General features: G+C 67.1%; 14 protein-coding genes. 12 read left to right on the top strand and 2 right to left on the bottom strand.

The window, feature by feature from the left end; genetic code table 11:
* Window positions 1-2 precede the first annotated feature (2 nt).
* From ilvN to ACIOU8_RS03590, 3 genes are all read left to right on the top strand, one after another.
* The gene (gene ilvN / locus ACIOU8_RS03600; RefSeq protein ID WP_400785880.1) at window positions 3-512 is read left to right on the top strand and encodes an acetolactate synthase small subunit; all 510 of its coding nucleotides are present in this window, start codon (window positions 3-5) and stop codon (window positions 510-512) included.
* Between the two features lie 45 nt (window positions 513-557).
* Entirely contained in the window at window positions 558-1,586 is a 1,029-nt protein-coding gene (gene ilvC, locus ACIOU8_RS03595) for a ketol-acid reductoisomerase (RefSeq protein WP_042541742.1), read from the top strand.
* 108 nt (window positions 1,587-1,694) lie between these two features.
* On the top strand, window positions 1,695-2,957 hold the full coding sequence (locus ACIOU8_RS03590) for an alpha-L-fucosidase (protein ID WP_400785877.1): 1,263 nt from the start codon (window positions 1,695-1,697) through the stop codon (window positions 2,955-2,957).
* 19 nt (window positions 2,958-2,976) lie between these two features.
* Here ACIOU8_RS03590 and ACIOU8_RS03585 read toward each other — a convergent pair whose 3' ends face one another.
* Entirely contained in the window at window positions 2,977-4,122 is a 1,146-nt protein-coding gene (locus ACIOU8_RS03585; RefSeq protein WP_400785875.1) for an ROK family protein, read from the bottom strand.
* Window positions 4,123-4,324: 202 nt separating this feature from the next.
* On the opposite strand from ACIOU8_RS03585, the gene ACIOU8_RS03580 reads away from it, so the two are divergent.
* The 6 genes from ACIOU8_RS03580 to ACIOU8_RS03555 are packed head-to-tail and all read left to right on the top strand — an operon-like array spanning window position 4,325 to window position 11,362.
* Window positions 4,325-5,581, top strand: a complete 1,257-nt coding sequence (locus ACIOU8_RS03580; protein ID WP_400785872.1) for an ABC transporter substrate-binding protein — start codon at window positions 4,325-4,327, stop codon at window positions 5,579-5,581.
* A 44-nt stretch (window positions 5,582-5,625) separates the two neighbouring features.
* Window positions 5,626-6,531: a carbohydrate ABC transporter permease gene (locus ACIOU8_RS03575; RefSeq protein ID WP_400785870.1), complete on the top strand. Its 906-nt coding sequence runs from the start codon at window positions 5,626-5,628 to the stop codon at window positions 6,529-6,531.
* On the top strand, window positions 6,521-7,432 hold the full coding sequence (locus tag ACIOU8_RS03570; protein ID WP_400785868.1) for a carbohydrate ABC transporter permease: 912 nt from the start codon (window positions 6,521-6,523) through the stop codon (window positions 7,430-7,432). The genes ACIOU8_RS03575 and ACIOU8_RS03570 overlap by 11 nt, the downstream gene beginning before the upstream one ends.
* Before the next feature lie 29 nt (window positions 7,433-7,461).
* Window positions 7,462-8,409, top strand: a complete 948-nt coding sequence (locus ACIOU8_RS03565; protein ID WP_400785865.1) for an ROK family protein — start codon at window positions 7,462-7,464, stop codon at window positions 8,407-8,409.
* Window positions 8,410-8,468: 59 nt separating this feature from the next.
* Window positions 8,469-10,013 carry a M81 family metallopeptidase gene (locus tag ACIOU8_RS03560; protein WP_400786873.1) on the top strand — a complete coding sequence of 515 codons (1,545 nt, stop codon included), beginning with the start codon at window positions 8,469-8,471 and terminating at the stop codon, window positions 10,011-10,013.
* On the top strand, window positions 10,010-11,362 hold the full coding sequence (locus ACIOU8_RS03555; protein WP_400785862.1) for an alpha-L-fucosidase: 1,353 nt from the start codon (window positions 10,010-10,012) through the stop codon (window positions 11,360-11,362). The genes ACIOU8_RS03560 and ACIOU8_RS03555 overlap by 4 nt, the downstream gene beginning before the upstream one ends.
* A gap of 76 nt (window positions 11,363-11,438) precedes the next feature.
* Here ACIOU8_RS03555 and ACIOU8_RS03550 read toward each other — a convergent pair whose 3' ends face one another.
* Complete coding sequence (locus ACIOU8_RS03550; protein WP_400785860.1) at window positions 11,439-12,371, bottom strand: hypothetical protein; 933 nt, start codon at window positions 12,369-12,371, stop codon at window positions 11,439-11,441.
* Window positions 12,372-12,448: 77 nt separating this feature from the next.
* Between ACIOU8_RS03550 and ACIOU8_RS03545 the strand changes: the two genes are divergently transcribed.
* The 3 genes from ACIOU8_RS03545 (at window position 12,449) to serA (ending at window position 15,021) form a co-directional block, all read left to right on the top strand.
* The gene (locus tag ACIOU8_RS03545) at window positions 12,449-12,952 is read left to right on the top strand and encodes a hypothetical protein (protein WP_400785858.1); all 504 of its coding nucleotides are present in this window, start codon (window positions 12,449-12,451) and stop codon (window positions 12,950-12,952) included.
* Entirely contained in the window at window positions 12,949-13,302 is a 354-nt protein-coding gene (locus tag ACIOU8_RS03540; protein WP_400785856.1) for a hypothetical protein, read from the top strand. The genes ACIOU8_RS03545 and ACIOU8_RS03540 overlap by 4 nt, the downstream gene beginning before the upstream one ends.
* A 114-nt stretch (window positions 13,303-13,416) precedes the next feature.
* On the top strand, window positions 13,417-15,021 hold the full coding sequence (gene serA, locus ACIOU8_RS03535; protein WP_400785854.1) for a phosphoglycerate dehydrogenase: 1,605 nt from the start codon (window positions 13,417-13,419) through the stop codon (window positions 15,019-15,021).
* Window positions 15,022-15,034 lie beyond the last annotated feature (13 nt).

Here is a 15,034-nt window from a genome sequence, read left to right as displayed (position 1 = left end):
CCATGTCGACTCACGTGCTGAGCCTCCTCGTGGAGAACACCCCCGGTCTGCTGACCCGCGTCGCAGGACTGTTCGCGCGCCGCGGCTTCAACATCGACTCCCTCGCGGTGGGCGTGACCGAGGTGCCCGGCATCTCGCGCATCACCGTCGTCGTCGACCTCGAGGACCTGCCTCTCGAACAGGTCACCAAGCAGCTCAACAAGCTGATCAACGTGATCAAGATCGTGGAGCTCGACTTCCCGACCTCGGTGCAGCGCGAGCACATGCTCGTCAAGGTCCGCACCGACAACGCGAACAGGTCGAACGTCATCGAGGTGGCCAACCTGTTCCGCGCCTCGGTCGTGGACTACGCGTCCGACGCGCTGGTGATCGAGGTCACCGGCGACCGGGGCAAGGTCGATGCCCTGCTCCGCGCACTGGAGCCCTTCGGCATCAAGGAGATCGCTCAGTCGGGGCTGCTCGCCATCGGCCGCGGCGGCAAGAGCATCACCGAACGCGTCCTGCGCGGCTGACCAGACTTCACACACGTACACGAACACCAATCAAGGAGAAAACCAGTGAGCACCGAGATCTTCTACGACGCAGACGCCGATCTGTCGATCATCCAGGGCAAGAAGGTCGCCATCGTCGGCTACGGCTCGCAGGGTCACGCGCACGCGCAGAACCTTCGCGACTCGGGGGTCGAGGTCGCGATCGCTCTCAAGGAGGGCTCCAAGTCGGCGCCGAAGGCGGAGGAGGCCGGATTCGCAGTCAAGACGGTCGCCGAGGCCACTCAGTGGGCCGACCTCATCATGATCCTGGCGCCGGACCAGCACCAGCGCACGATCTACAGCGAGTCGATCGCCCCGAACCTCACCGAGGGCAAGACGCTCGCCTTCGCGCACGGCTTCAACATCCGTTTCGGCTACATCGATGCTCCTGAGGGCGTCGACGTGATCCTCGTCGCTCCGAAGGCGCCGGGCCACACGGTCCGTCGCGAGTTCGTCGCCGGCCGCGGCATCCCGGACATCATCGCCGTCGAGCGCGATGCGTCGGGCAACGCGTGGGCGACCGCGCTGTCGTACGCGAAGGCGATCGGCGGCACCCGTGCCGGCGTCATCAAGACGACCTTCACGGAAGAGACCGAGACCGACCTGTTCGGCGAGCAGGCCGTGCTGTGCGGTGGCGTCAGCCACCTCGTGCAGGCCGGCTTCGAGACGCTCACCGAGGCGGGCTACCAGCCGCAGATCGCCTATTTCGAGGTGCTGCACGAGCTGAAGCTCATCGTCGACCTCATGTGGGAGGGTGGCATCGCCAAGCAGCGCTGGTCGGTCTCCGACACCGCAGAGTACGGCGACTACGTGTCGGGCCCCCGTGTCGTGACCCCCGAGGTCAAGGAGTCGATGAAGGCGATCCTCGCCGACATCCAGAGCGGCGCGTTCGCGAAGCGCTTCATCGACGACCAGGACAACGGCGGTGAGGAGTTCCTCGCGCTGCGGGCCAAGGAGGAGACGCACCCCATCGAGGCCACCGGCAAGGAGCTGCGCTCGCTCTTCGCATGGAAGCAGCAGGACGAGGACTACGTCGACGGCAGCGCTGCGCGCTGACGCTGATTCGATCTCGAAAGAACGGGCATCCCTCCGGGGGTGCCCGTTCTTCTTTTGTCTTCGCCGCTTCTCTCGTTAGACATCGGATGTCTGTGCCAGGATGGAGGCATGCGACAGGAATGGTTTGATCACACCCGCTTCGGCATGTTCGTGCACTTCGGCCTCTACAGCGGCGCCGCGCGGCATGAGTGGGTGCAGAACTACGAACGCCTCACCGACGAGGACTATCGACAGTACTTCGAGCACTTCGACCCGGATCTCTTCGATGCTCGCGCCCTCGCGCGCACGGCGAAGGACACGGGGATGGGCTACGTGGTGCTGACGACCAAGCACCACGACGGATTCTGCCTGTGGGACTCTCAGCGCACCGACTTCACCTCCGTCGAGGCGACGGGGCGCGATCTGGTGCGCGAGTATGTCGACGCCCTCCGCGCCGAGGGGCTCCAGGTGGGGCTGTATCACTCGGTGATCGACTGGCATCACCCGCATTTCACGGTCGACTGGAACCACCCCCGTCGAGACGATGCCGATGCACACGAACTGAACGTCGGCAGGGACATGTCGATCTACCGGGAGTACCTGCACGCCCAGGTGCGTGAACTGCTCACCGCATATGGCGACATCGACTACCTGTTCTTCGACTTCACTTACCCCGAGACGAAGGACGGATGGGCGGGCAAAGGGCCCGATGACTGGGATGCCGCAGGCCTGCTCGCGCTGTGTCGCGAGCTGCAGCCGAACATGCTGGTGAACGACCGCCTCGGGATACCCGCCGACTTCGTGACCCCCGAGCAGTATCAGCCGACAGCGCCGATCGTCCGAGACGGCGTTGCCCTGACGTGGGAGGCATGTCAGACGCTCAACGGTTCCTGGGGATATCACCGGGACAATAACGACCAGAAGTCATCGACGCTGCTGACGCAGATGCTGGTCGACTCGGTCTCGATGGGCGGCAACATGCTTCTCAACATCGGTCCGGACGGGCGCGGGGCCATCGCTCCGCGGGACTCTGCGACGCTCGGCGAGATCGGCGAGTGGATGCGGCTGCACAGAGGTGCGGTGGTCGGGGCGGGGCACGCCGAGTTCACTCCTCCCCGCGAAGGCGTCTACACGCGCAGAGGTGATCGCCTGTACCTGAGCCTGTTCTCCTGGCCGATGGGGTTCGTGCACCTGCCGGATCTCGCCGGGCGAGTGACCTATGCGCGGCTGCTGCATGACGGGTCGTGGCTCAAGACGAGCGCATCCGATCCCGAGCAGCAGGCCGACTTGATGACCCCGGCAGGAGAGGTCGAGGGGACGCTCACCGTCCATCTGCCTGTCAGGCGCCCCGACGTGCTGCTGCCGGTGATCGAGCTGACGCTCGCGGACTGATCAGGGGACTGGTGGCCGATCAGCCTGCCGCCATGTCCATGCCCTCGAGGGCGAGCCTTGCGGCGCCCTGCAGGATGGCATCCGCTCCTGTGGTCGCGGGCTCGATGCGAAGTCGCTGCGTCGCCAGGGGGTGGCACGCTTCGTAGACGCGACTGCGGACTGCGGCGATGAACGGCTCGGAGGCGCTCATGCCCCCGGTCAGGAAGACCGCGTGCGGGTTGAAGAAGTTCACGACCCCGGACAGCGCCTGGCCGAGGTGCGTGCCCGCCGTCCGTACGAGCGAAGTCGCGAGCGGGTCGGCATCCCTGGCCAGCGTCAGCACGTCGGCGGTCGTGCGCACAGTGTCATTGCCGCGCTCGCGCATCTGACGCACGAGGCTCGCGCCGCTGGCGACCGTCTCGAGGCATCCTGTGTTGCCGCACGAGCAGGGAATGTCGCCGCTGCCGTCGATGCGGGTGTGCGTGATGTCGCCGGCAGCGCTCGTGGCGCCTCTGTGGATGTGTCCGTCGACGATGACTCCGCTGCCGATGGCGGTGCCGGCCTTCACAGTGATGCTGTGCTGCATGTGGCCGAACTGCGCGCGGTGCTCGCCGAGCGCGGCGAGGTTCGCATCGTTGTCGACTGCTACGTGCGTTGCGAAGCGGCGGGCCAGATGCTCGCCGACCCGGAAGCCAGGCCAACCGGGCATGCGCGACGGCTGGTCGACGGTTCCGGTGAGGATGTCCACCGGTCCGGGAAGGCTGACGCCGATCGCGTGGATCCGCGTGTCGGCGCCGAGGCGCTCCAAGACCTCGGCGACGCGTGCGAGTGTCGCATCCGGGCCGTCGGTGAGATCGATCGCGATCGACTCGGTGCCGAGCAGCGCTCCGCTCAGCGAGTGCTTCCCGACCCGCGCGTGTCGTCCGCCGAGGTCGGCTGACAGCACGATGCCGTCACCGGCGATCCGCAGCACACGAGGGCGTCTTCCCCCGCGGGACGTGCCGTCGCCCGCCTCCTGCAGCACGCCGGCATCGAGGAGCGACTGCACCCTGAGCCCGACGGTCGACGCCGCCACGCCGAGCAGCGCGGCGAGCTCGCTGCGGGAGCGCGCCTCTCCGCGAGCGACCAGATCGAGGATGCGTCGAGAGTGCTGGTCCTCGACGGCGAGGGGCGAGGTGTCGGGCATGAGGCTCCTTCGTGATCGAAGCAAGGTCAGCGTAGCGGGGAGGAGCTGCGTTTCGGCTCGGTTACGAAATATCAAGCTCCGATAAACATCGGATGTTCCGCTTGCGGCGTCGAGGTGAAGTGTGACAATCTCACTTCATACGAAATCCTACTAGGTTGCTTCGATTCTCGAAATAACCTGATCTTTCCCGAGGAGGCATTCAATGAAGAAGTTGCGTGTGGGGGCAGCCATAGCTGTCGCCGGCATCGCTGTGGCGATGACCGGCTGTGCGAGTGGAGACGCCGGCGGTTCGGCTGACGGCGACACGATCGTCGTCGACATGTGGGCCGGCAGCGAATCCGATGTGGACGCCTTGGAGGCGCAGGTCGCCTTCGCCCAGGAGCAGAACCCCGACATCAAGATCAAACTGCAGACGTCGCCCTGGAGCGACTTCTTCACCAAGCTCACCACCAACATGGCGAGCGGCAACATGGCCTGTGTCACGGGCATGAGCGGAGCGCAGCTCGGCGGGTACACCCAGGGCTTCCGAGAGCTGAGTGCGGATGACCTCGAGACGGCCGGCATCGACTGGTCGGAGTTCAACCCGAGCGCCGACGGCATCCTGAGCTTCGAGGGCAAGGTCTACGGCGTGCCGTTCGACGTCGCGACGATGCTCGTCTACTACAACCAGGACATGCTGACCTCGGCGGGCGCCGCGACTCCGGAGATCGGCTGGACGTTCGACGACTTCGACGACATCGCCGCCGACGCCACCAAGGACGGCAAGTACGGGTTCGCCATGGGCATGGGCGGCTACCAATGGATGTCGATGCCGATCGCATATTCGGCGACGCAGCCGGCCGCAGAGGACGGCTCCCTCCACATCGACGAGAAGGCATTCGTCGACGCGGCGTCCTGGTACGCCGGGCTCGTCGACGAGAAGAAGGTCGCGGCCCCCGTGGCCTCCGCCTCTGACACCGGCTGGGGCGAGAACCAGTACTCGGGTGGCAACGCGGCCATGGCCGTCGACGGCACCTGGAACGCGGTGACCTACCTGAACAACGAGTCCGGCTTCGCCGCCGGGATGGCTCCGCTGCCCGCGGGCGTCGACGGCAACCCGGGCCCGATCCTCGGCTCGGGCTACGGCATCTCCGCGAACTGCGAGAACCCCGAAGCCGCCCTCAAAGTGATGGGGTCGCTCCTCGGTGAGGACGCGCAGGACTACATCGCGTCGTCGGGTCGTTCGTACCCCGCTCGCGTCTCGTCGCAGCCGCTGTACTTCGAATCCCTCGACGAGGAGTACCGCGACCAGGTGCAGTCGGTCTTCGAGGCCGCCTTCGGCGACACCGTGCCGCTGTACATGACGCAGAACTGGCAGAAGCTCGACAGCTACATCCAGCCGAACCTGGTGAGCGTCTACAACGGCCAGATGTCGATGGAGGAACTGCTGTCGAACGCGCAGGCGCAGTTCGGCGAGTGATCCGGTTCCGGACACTTCTGCAGTAATCAACGAAAGAAATTGAGATGACGATCACGACGAGACGTCGAGGATCGCTCGCCAAGGTCGAGGCCCGCCAGGCGCTGGGATTTGCCAGCCCAGCCCTGGTGGGGCTCGCCCTGTTCACGATCGTGCCCGTGGGGCTGTCGATCGTGATGAGCGTCTTCGACTGGCCGACCTTCGGCGAGCGGGCCTTCAACGGTGTGGACAACTACATCACGCTGTTCACCACCAGCCCAGACTTCTGGCCGGCGCTGCGCAACTCGGCGGTCTACACCCTGCTCTACGTGCCGCTGAGCGTCGCTCTCTCGCTTGTGCTCGCTCTCGGGCTCGGCCCGCGGATCCGCGGACGAGGCGCGCTCCGGGTGCTCTTCTTCATCCCGGTCGTGACCCCGATGGTCGCGAACGTGCTGGTGTGGAAGATGATGCTGCAGCCGCAGGGCCTGTTCAACGGGCTCTCCGAGACCTGGTTCGGCATCCAGCTCCCCAACTTCCTCGCAGACCCGTCGTGGGCGATGATCATGGTCGTCGCGATGAGCGTGTGGCAGGGGCTCGGCTACAACATGCTGATCTTCTCCGCCGCTCTCGAGCAGCTACCCGAGAGCGTGCTGGAAGCCGCGAGCATCGACGGTGCACAGGGCTTCCGGCGCGTCTGGAGCATCATCATCCCGATGATCTCTCCGGCGATCTTCTTCGCGACCATCATGACGATGATCACGTCGCTGCAGGTGTTCGTCCAGCCTCAGTTGCTCACCGGCGGTGGACCGGGGAACGCCACCAAGCCTCTCGTCATGTTCATCTGGGAGCAGGGCTTCACCTTCGGTGACCTCGGCCTCGCTGCCGCGGCCGCATGGATCCTCTTCGCGATCATCATCGCGATCACCGGCCTGCAGTTCGCCGCTCAGAAGAAGTGGGTGCACTATGAGCACTGAGACCCTCACCACGCCGACGGCTGCGATGCGCACGCCCCGAGAGCTGAGGCGCGCACGCGGTGCCGCGACGACCCCCGCGGCCCGCGTCCGACTCGTGATCGCGCACGTGTGCATCTACATCGCGGCGCTCATCTTCGTGTCGCCGATCGTCTACGCGTTCTTCTCGGCGCTGAAGCCGAACACCGAGATGTTCTCGATGCCGCCCACCCTCATCGGGTCGGAGCTGAGATGGAGCAACTTCGTCGACGTCTTCGCCTACGGGCCGTTCGTCACGTACATCGCGAACTCCTTCATCGTCGCGATCCTCGGCACCCTCGTGGTGCTGGTCGTATCGACGACGGCGGGGTACGCCTTCGGGAGACTTCGCTGGAAGGGGAGGGATGCCGTCTTCATCCTGTTCCTCGCCACCCTGATGGTCCCGGCCGAGGTGCTCGTCATCCCGATGTTCCAGGTGATGCAGTGGTTCGATTGGGTGGACACCTACCAGGCGCTCGTGCTGCCGTTCGCGTTCGGCGCCTTCGGCACCTTCCTCATGAGGCAGTTCTTCCGCGGCATTCCGTATGAGCTGGAAGAGGCAGCTCGGGTGGACGGCGCGGGGCCCATCCGTTCGTTCCTGCAGATCATCCTCCCGCTGTCGAAGTCGGCCGTCGCGGTGCTGGCGGTGTTCACCTTCCTGACCTTCTGGAACAGCTACCTCTGGCCGCTGATCGTCACGGTCGACTACGACGCGCACGGCACGCTTCCGGTCGGTCTCGCGAGCTTCGCGGGGCTCACCGGCACCCGGTGGGATCTGCAGATGGCTGCGGCCATCATCTCGATGATCCCGACGACGCTGCTCGTGATCGTGTTGCAGAAGCACCTGGTCAAGGGCATCGCGATGGCGGGGCTCGGCGGACGATGACGATGATCGGCGAGGAACACAGGACGACCATGCCCGGAACAGGTGAGCCCGCAGCGCCGGGCGCCATCGTGGGGATCGACATCGGCGGAACGAAGATCGCCGGGCTGATCGTCGACGACGACGGCACCGTGCTCGCGCGCGGCAGCGTGGCAGCGCCGGCCAGCCTGGGCGGGGAGGCGATGGCGGATGCGGCCGCCGCACTCGCTCTCGATCTCGTCGCACGGGCGTCCGTCCGGCTGATCGCGGTCGGCGTGGGGGCCGCCGGGGTCGTCGACCACGCGACGGGGACGATCCGCGCGGCATCGGCGACCTTCGTCGGCTGGGCAGGCTTCCCCCTGGCTGATGCGCTGGTGGCACGACTCTCGGTGCCCGTGAGTGTCGAGAACGACGTCAACGCCTTCCTGCTCGGCGAGGTGGCGGCCGACCGCCGTGCAGACGACGACGTGCTCGGCGTGATGCTGGGAACCGGGGTCGGTGGCGCGGTGATCATCGACGGCGACCTACGGCACGGCCCCCACGGCGCAGCGGGCGAGATCGGGCACACGCCCGGATACAGCGACCTCGTCTGCACGTGCGGGCAGGTCGGTCACCTCGAGACCCTCGCATCAGGGACCTCCATCGCGCGCCGATACGAGGCGCGCGGCGGCGAGCCGGTCGCGGATGCACGTGCGGTCGCCGAGCGCGCGCGGGCAGGAGATCCACGCGCGGTCGCCGCCTTCGAGACGGCTGGGCGCGCGGTCGCGCTGGCGTGCGTGAGCGCTGCGACCTTGTTGGACCTGCCGCGGGCCATCGTGGGCGGGGGAGTGTCTGAGGCCTGGGATCTGCTGGAGCCGGCGATCCTCACCACGTTGCGCTCCGATCCGCCCGTCTCGGGGCTGCCGCTCGTGATCACTCCGGCGAGGCTCGGCGCGGATGCGGTCGCATTCGGCGCGATCGAGGCGGCTCGACGCATACTGGCGCCGGTGAGGGCGCGATGACCATCGACGACGAGGAGCAAGCTGTGACAGGAAGAACGCCCGAAGCCAGCGAGGTCTGGATGGGCGCTCTGCCGCCCGTGATCGAGGGAGGGCTCGGACGGCCGCGCATCGGCATCGGTGGCATCTCGATCGAGTCGAGCACGTTCTCCCCGCACATCTCCGGAGACGACGCGTTCACGGTTCGCACGGGTGAGGGGCTTCGGCGGTACTACCCGTTCCTCGACGAGGGGCGCGAACTCGCCGATGCGGCTGAGTGGGTTCCCCTGACGCACGGTCGGTCGCTCCCGGGCGGCGCCGTCGACCCGGCTACCTACAACCGCATGAAGACGGCGATCGTCGACGGCATCCGCGAGCAGGGTCCGTTCGACGGCTTCTTCTTCGACATCCACGGAGCCATGAGCGTCGTCGGAATCGATGACGCCGAGGGAGATCTGGCGAGTGCGGTGCGGGAGGCGCTGGGCCCCGACACTCTCGTGTCGACCTCGATGGACCTGCACGGCAACGTGTCGGAGGTGCTGCGCGATGCCGTGGACCTGCTCACCTGCTACCGAATGGCGCCCCACGAGGACTGGCTGAACACCAAGGAACGCGCAGTCTGGAACCTGCTCGTGCGGCTGCGCGGCGAGCACGGCGGCGATCCGCATCTTCGCCGACCTCTCGTGGCCTGGGTGCCGGTGCCGGTGCTGCTGCCGGGCGAGAAGACGAGCACGCGGCTGGAGCCCGCTCGGGGGATCTACGCCGAGCTTCCCGGCATCGAGGCACTCCCCGGAGTCGTCGACGCCTCGGTGTGGATCGGATATGCCTGGGCTGACGAGCCCCGCTGCCAGGCATACGTCGTCGTCACCGGCGACGATCGCGAGGTCATCACCCGCGAAGCGGAGCGCATCGCCCGGATGTTCTGGGAGGCACGTGCGGACTTCGTGTTCGTCGCTGAGACGGGGTCGCTCGAGGAGGCCCTCGCCGAGGCTCTCGCACCGGATGCCGAGCACCCGTACCTGATCTCCGACTCGGGAGACAATCCCACGGCCGGGGGAGCGGGCGATGTCACCTGGACTCTCGCGCACCTGCTCGGTCACAGCGAGCTGACGGACGGTTCGCGCACGACTCTGGTCGCCTCGGTGTTCGACGCCGATGCGGTCGCACGGGCGGTCGCCGCGGGAGCCGGAGCGACGGTGTCGCTGTCGGCGGGAGCCCGAGTGGATGACGGCCCGCATGCGCCTGTCGAGATCACCGGCACCGTCTTCTCGGTCACCGAGGGCGATCCGGACGCGGGCACGCAGGTCGTGATCGCCGTCGGTGGTCTGCATGCGATCATCACCGAGCGCCGCAAGCCCTTCCATCACCTCGCCGACTTCCGCATGCTCGGACTGGAACCCACGACCGCCCACATCGTGGTCGTCAAGATCGGCTATCTGGAGCCCGAGCTGTACGATCTCGCCCGCGGTTGGACGCTCGCGCTCACGCCCGGTGGTGTCGATCAGGACCTGCTGCGGCTGGGTCATCACCGGCTGCGGCCGGGCGTGTACCCGTTCGACCCGTCCGGCACGCCGGATCTGACCGCCGTGGTCGGACGCCGCGGCGACCGTGAGGAGACCACCGCATGATGAACTTCGAGAAGCGCACGGGCCCTGACTTCGGCGCCGCGGCTCCTGTGTACCCGGGGAACGGTGTGCCCGACTGGTATCGCGACGCGAAGCTCGGCTTCTTCGTGCACTGGGGGCTCTACTCCGTGCCGGCATGGGCGGTGCAGCATGGCGACGGCGTGCACATCCCCACCGAAGACGCCTACGCGTGGCACCAGTACGCCGAGTGGTACGGCAACACGGTGCGAATCGCAGGAAGTCCGACCTGGGAACGGCACCAGCGCCTGTTCGGACCTGGAACCTCGTACGAGGACCTCGCCGATCGATGGGATGCGTCGGTATTCGATGCCGACTCCTTCGTCGGGGAGCTCGTGGATGCGGGGGCCCGGTATATCGTGCCGACCACGAAGCATCACGAGGGGTTCTGCCTGTGGGGCACCGAGACCACGGGGTTCAACGCGGTCGCCCGCGGGCCCCGTCGCGACCTGATCGCGGAGTTCCACGCCGCGACCCGCAAGGCGGGCGCGAAGTTCGGCGTGTACTACTCGGGCGCGCTCGACTGGCACGTCAGCGACTTCCCGCCGATCGAGTCCGACACCGACCTCTTCCGCTACCGCCGCAACGACGAGCACTTCGCCCGCTATTCGGCGGCGCAGCTCGACGAGCTCGTCGAACGGTTCTCGCCGGACCTGCTCTGGAACGACATCGAGTGGCCCGACGGCGGGAAGGCGGGGGACGACTACGCGGTCGCCGCACTCCTCAGGCGCTACTTCGATGCCGTGCCAGACGGCGTCGTGAACGATCGGTGGGGAGTGCCGTACCACGGCTTCCTCACCCGCGAGTACACGGACATTCCTGAGATCATCCCGGAGCCGTGGGAATCGACCCGCGGACTCGGCTACTCGTTCGGCTTCAATCGGGACGAGGACTCGCGGCATTCACTGTCGGGCGCTGCCCTCACCAGACTGCTCGTCGACGTCGTGGCAAAGAACGGCAATCTCCTCATCAACGTCGGCCCCGCCGCCGACGGCTCCATCCCGGACCTGCAGCGCAGTGCGATGCGTGAGCTCGGAGCGTGGCTGCGGGTGAACGGAGACGCGATCTACTCCACCCGTCCGTGGATCAGGATGGGGGAGCAGACCGGGGCGCCGCGTCGGTACACGCGCTCAGCAGCCGGAGTGCACCTGCACCTGCTCGATCCCACGACGGGCACGGCCGAGCTGCCGGCGGAGTTCGACGGGATCGAGCTGCGCTGGATGGACGGCTCGGCGGTCGAATCCACGTTCGACGCGTCGGGTGTGCGAACAGCGAGCATCCCCTCGGCGCTGCGTCACGAAGCGGTCGTCGTCATGACGGCATCCGGAGTCTGAGCGGGCAGGTTCTCGAGCATGTGAGGAGGGGCCCGGTGCGCATCGCACCGAGCCCCTCTCATCTGTCGGTCGGCCGTTACTCGGACGGTGCGTCCTCGATCACGGGCGGGGCGTCGTCGCCGTTGGTCCAGACCGGAGCCGGGAGAGCGGTGTCGACCGCGCCGGCCTGGATCTCGCGCAGCGCTTCTTCGATCTCGTCGGCGTTCTGAGGGACCGGAAGCCCGCAGGCGTTCAACTCGGACGCGAATTTCAGCGTGAGGCGGGATTTGCCTGCCTCCACGGCTTCTGCCGTGGTGCCGATGCGCTTCTCGCTGCCCGTCTGGATGTCAGACACGTCTTCGCAGACGTGGTAGACGGCGCCGCCGTCGACCCAGACGACCTCGTCCTTGCCGAGCAGCTGGATCACGGCCGACTGGTCGGCGGTGTACCTCTCGACCGACGGCGGGTTGAAGTCGACTCCGATCACAGTGGCGAGCAGAGCGAGGACCACGCCGACGATCCCGGCGGTGGTCTTCTGGCCCTTGCTCATGTCCTTATTGAGGAAGATGAGGATGACCAGGGGCAGGAACGCGACGATGGCGATGATCGCGCCGAGCTGGTTCTGCACGAAGAAGCGCACCGTCTCGGACCTGCGCGCGGGGTCGAGACGGTTCGCCTTCTTCCACAGGATCGAACCGGTGATCGCGAGGGCTGCGATCACGACGAGCAGCACGAGCAGCGTGACGAACGCCCACTGCGGGAACACCACGGTGACGCCGCGGTCTTCGAGCAGGCCGGTATCCGGATCACGGACCAGGGCGCCGTCCTCGCCGACATACTCGCGCTGGCGCAGGAGCCAGAAGATCGAGACCGCCTCGCCGATGATCGCGAGCGCCCACAGCACGGCCGCGATCCAGCGAAAGGTGGTCGCCTTCGACTTCGCAGCCGGGGTCGGTCTCCACCCTGCAGCGGGCTCGTCGACCGAGTCGCTCGCCGCGGCCTGATCGACGTTCTTGTTCTGCTCTGCCACGGTGATCCCTCCCGGCGCGGGCCCCTGCGGCCCAGATGCCCCCGAGCATAGTGGACGCCGTGTCCTACGCTGGGGACATGATCTCCGATTCCGACGACGCCCTGAACTGGGATGGCGACGAGGGCGCGGCTCCAGCGGCGCCCTCTCCGACGGCCTCCGGGGCGAAGGCGTCCGCCCCGACGGATGGACCCTCGGACGACCCTGCGCTGCCGGACGGCTGGAACGCCGTCGGAAAGGGGAGCGAGGCGGTCGGGCGCGTCGAGAGCGAGGGCTCGGAGCGCGCGTCGTTGAGCACAGCGATGCTGCTGACCGTCGGCATCGTGGGTGGCATCTATCTGCTCTTCAGCATCGGCTGGGTCGTCGGCGGACTGCGGCTCAAGCCGCTCGCCAATCTGATCGTCGCCGATGCCATGTACGTACCGTGGTTCGTGCTCGCGGTGGCGGCGCCCGCGCTGTGGTTCCTCGCGGTGTGGGTCCTCACTCGGGCCAAGGCTGCATGGATCCGTATCGGCCTGCTCCTGCTCGGAGTGGTGCTTCTCGTGCCGTGGCCCTTCGTGACGGTGGGGGTGATCGGGTCATGACCGAGCAGCAGGCGGTTCCTCCCGCATCCTCCGGTTCTCCTCGCTGGCTCAGCGCGCTCGTGCTCGGCCTCGCAGGTCTCTTCTACGCCTACGCCATCTGGAACGCCGTCGCCCACCTGGTCTCGATGGCGCAGAACGGGCTCACCGGCATCGGCTGGGTGACACTTCTCTTCGGCGTGGTCTTCCCCGCGATCGTCTTCGTCTTCGCGTATGCGATCGGTCGACGACGTCGTGCCGGTGAACTCGCGTTGGTGCTGTTGGCCGGCCTCGGCGTCGTGGCAGTGTTCTGGCTGAGTCTGATCGGATACAGCATCCTCAACATGTCGGACCTCGTGACCGTCGCGGTCTGAGGCCCGTCGTCATACGGCACGGAGCAGCGGGAGCGCTCGGGTACAGTTGAGGTGATCGCGCCCCCATGGTGTGCGGCGCATCGGCCCCCTGTCGCGCTGCCCCGAAGGATCCCTGTGCCGAAGCCCGTCGTGCTCATCGCTGAAGTTCTCTCTCCCGCCACGATCGAGGCCCTCGGCCCCGACTTCGACGTCCGCACCGTCGACGGCACCGATCGTGAGGCGCTCTTCGCCTCGCTGGCGGAGGCCGATGCGGTTCTGATCCGCTCGGCGACGCACATCGACGGAGAGGCTCTCACGCACGCGCCGAAGTTGAAGGTCGTCGCCCGCGCCGGCGTCGGACTCGACAACGTCGACATCAAGGCGGCCACAGCGGCCGGCGTCATGGTCGTCAACGCACCGACGTCGAACATCGTCTCGGCTGCCGAGCTCACGGTCGGACACGTGCTCAGCCTCGCCCGTCGCATCCCCGCGGCACACGCTTCACTCGCCGCCGGCCAGTGGAAGCGCAGCTCGTTCACGGGTGCGGAGCTCTTCGAGAAGACCGTCGGCATCGTGGGGCTCGGTCGCATCGGAGCGCTGGTCGCCGCGCGCCTTGCGGCGTTCGACATGCGCGTCGTCGCCTACGACCCCTACGTCACCTCGGCCCGCGCGCAGCAGCTCGGCGTTCAGCTCCTCTCGCTCGACGAGCTCGTCGCAGAGGCCGACTTCCTCACGATCCACATGCCCAAGACGCCCGAGACGACCGGCATGATCGGTGCCGAGCAGTTCAAGGCCATGAAGTCGACCGCCTTCGTCGTGAACGTCGCTCGCGGTGGTCTCATCGATGAGGAAGCACTCCACGCGGCCCTCGTCGCCGGTGAGATCGCCGGCGCAGGACTCGATGTCTTCACCTCCGAGCCGCCCGCCGAGGGCGGAACCGCTCGTCCGCTGCTCGACCTCCCCAACGTCGTCGTGACCCCGCACCTCGGTGCCAGCACCGAGGAGGCGCAGGAGAAAGCCGGTGTCTCAGTGGCGCGCTCCGTACGCCTCGCGCTCGGCGGCGACCTCGTCCCGGACGCGGTCAACGTCGCCGGGGGAGTCATCGATCCGTATGTGCGCCCGGGGATCTCGCTCGTCGAGAAGCTCGGTCAGATCTTCGCCGCCCTCGCGACGTCGCCTCTCACGAGCCTCGACGTCGAGGTGCACGGCGAGCTGAACGACTACGACGTCAGCGTGCTGAAGCTCGCGGCGCTCAAGGGCGTCTTCACGAACATCGTCAGCGAGACCGTCTCGTACGTCAACGCCCCGCTGCTCGCTGACCAGCGCGGCATCGCCGTCCGCCTGCTCAAAGACGACGTGAGCGACGAGTACCGCAATGTGATCACTCTGAGCGGCGCACTCTCCGACGGTTCACAGCTGTCGGTGTCCGGCACTCTCACCGGTCCGAAGCAGGCCGAGAAGCTGGTCGCGATCAACGACCACGCGCTCGAGCTGCCGATCGAGAAGCACCACGTCGTCATGCTCTACACCGACCGCCCGGGCATCGTCGCGGTCTACGGGCAGAAGTTCGGCGAGGCCGGCATCAACATCGCCGGCATGCAGATCTCGCGGCTCGGAGCGGGCGACCAGGCGCTCAGCGTGCTCACGCTGGACTCGCCGGTGTCTGATGACCTGCTCGACTCCCTGCGCTCCGAGATCGACGCCGACCTGTTCCGTCAGATCGAGATCACCGACATCTGATCCAGACGCACGA

The sequence above is a fragment of the Microbacterium sp. NPDC087589 genome (genome assembly GCF_044743635.1).
Lineage (GTDB): Bacteria > Actinomycetota > Actinomycetes > Actinomycetales > Microbacteriaceae > Microbacterium.
The sequence above is the reverse complement of the archived record's forward strand: the minus strand, read 5'-3'. Positions and strand labels throughout refer to the sequence as shown.

Bases quoted from the DNA above. Each gene is read 5' to 3' on its own strand.
- ACIOU8_RS03570 (WP_400785868.1), top strand. From the start codon at position 6,521: ATGAGCACTGAGACCCTCACCACGCCGACGGCTGCGATGCGCACGCCC.
- ACIOU8_RS03555 (WP_400785862.1), top strand. From the start codon at position 10,010: ATGATGAACTTCGAGAAGCGCACGGGCCCTGACTTCGGCGCCGCGGCT.
- ACIOU8_RS03545 (WP_400785858.1), top strand. From the start codon at position 12,449: ATGATCTCCGATTCCGACGACGCCCTGAACTGGGATGGCGACGAGGGC.
- ACIOU8_RS03590 (WP_400785877.1), top strand. From the start codon at position 1,695: ATGCGACAGGAATGGTTTGATCACACCCGCTTCGGCATGTTCGTGCAC.
- ACIOU8_RS03540 (WP_400785856.1), top strand. From the start codon at position 12,949: ATGACCGAGCAGCAGGCGGTTCCTCCCGCATCCTCCGGTTCTCCTCGC.
- ACIOU8_RS03560 (WP_400786873.1), top strand. From the start codon at position 8,469: ATGGGCGCTCTGCCGCCCGTGATCGAGGGAGGGCTCGGACGGCCGCGC.
- ACIOU8_RS03580 (WP_400785872.1), top strand. From the start codon at position 4,325: ATGAAGAAGTTGCGTGTGGGGGCAGCCATAGCTGTCGCCGGCATCGCT.
- ACIOU8_RS03565 (WP_400785865.1), top strand. From the start codon at position 7,462: ATGCCCGGAACAGGTGAGCCCGCAGCGCCGGGCGCCATCGTGGGGATC.
- ACIOU8_RS03575 (WP_400785870.1), top strand. From the start codon at position 5,626: ATGACGATCACGACGAGACGTCGAGGATCGCTCGCCAAGGTCGAGGCC.
- ACIOU8_RS03585 (WP_400785875.1), bottom strand. From the start codon at position 4,122: ATGCCCGACACCTCGCCCCTCGCCGTCGAGGACCAGCACTCTCGACGC.
- ilvN (WP_400785880.1), top strand. From the start codon at position 3: ATGTCGACTCACGTGCTGAGCCTCCTCGTGGAGAACACCCCCGGTCTG.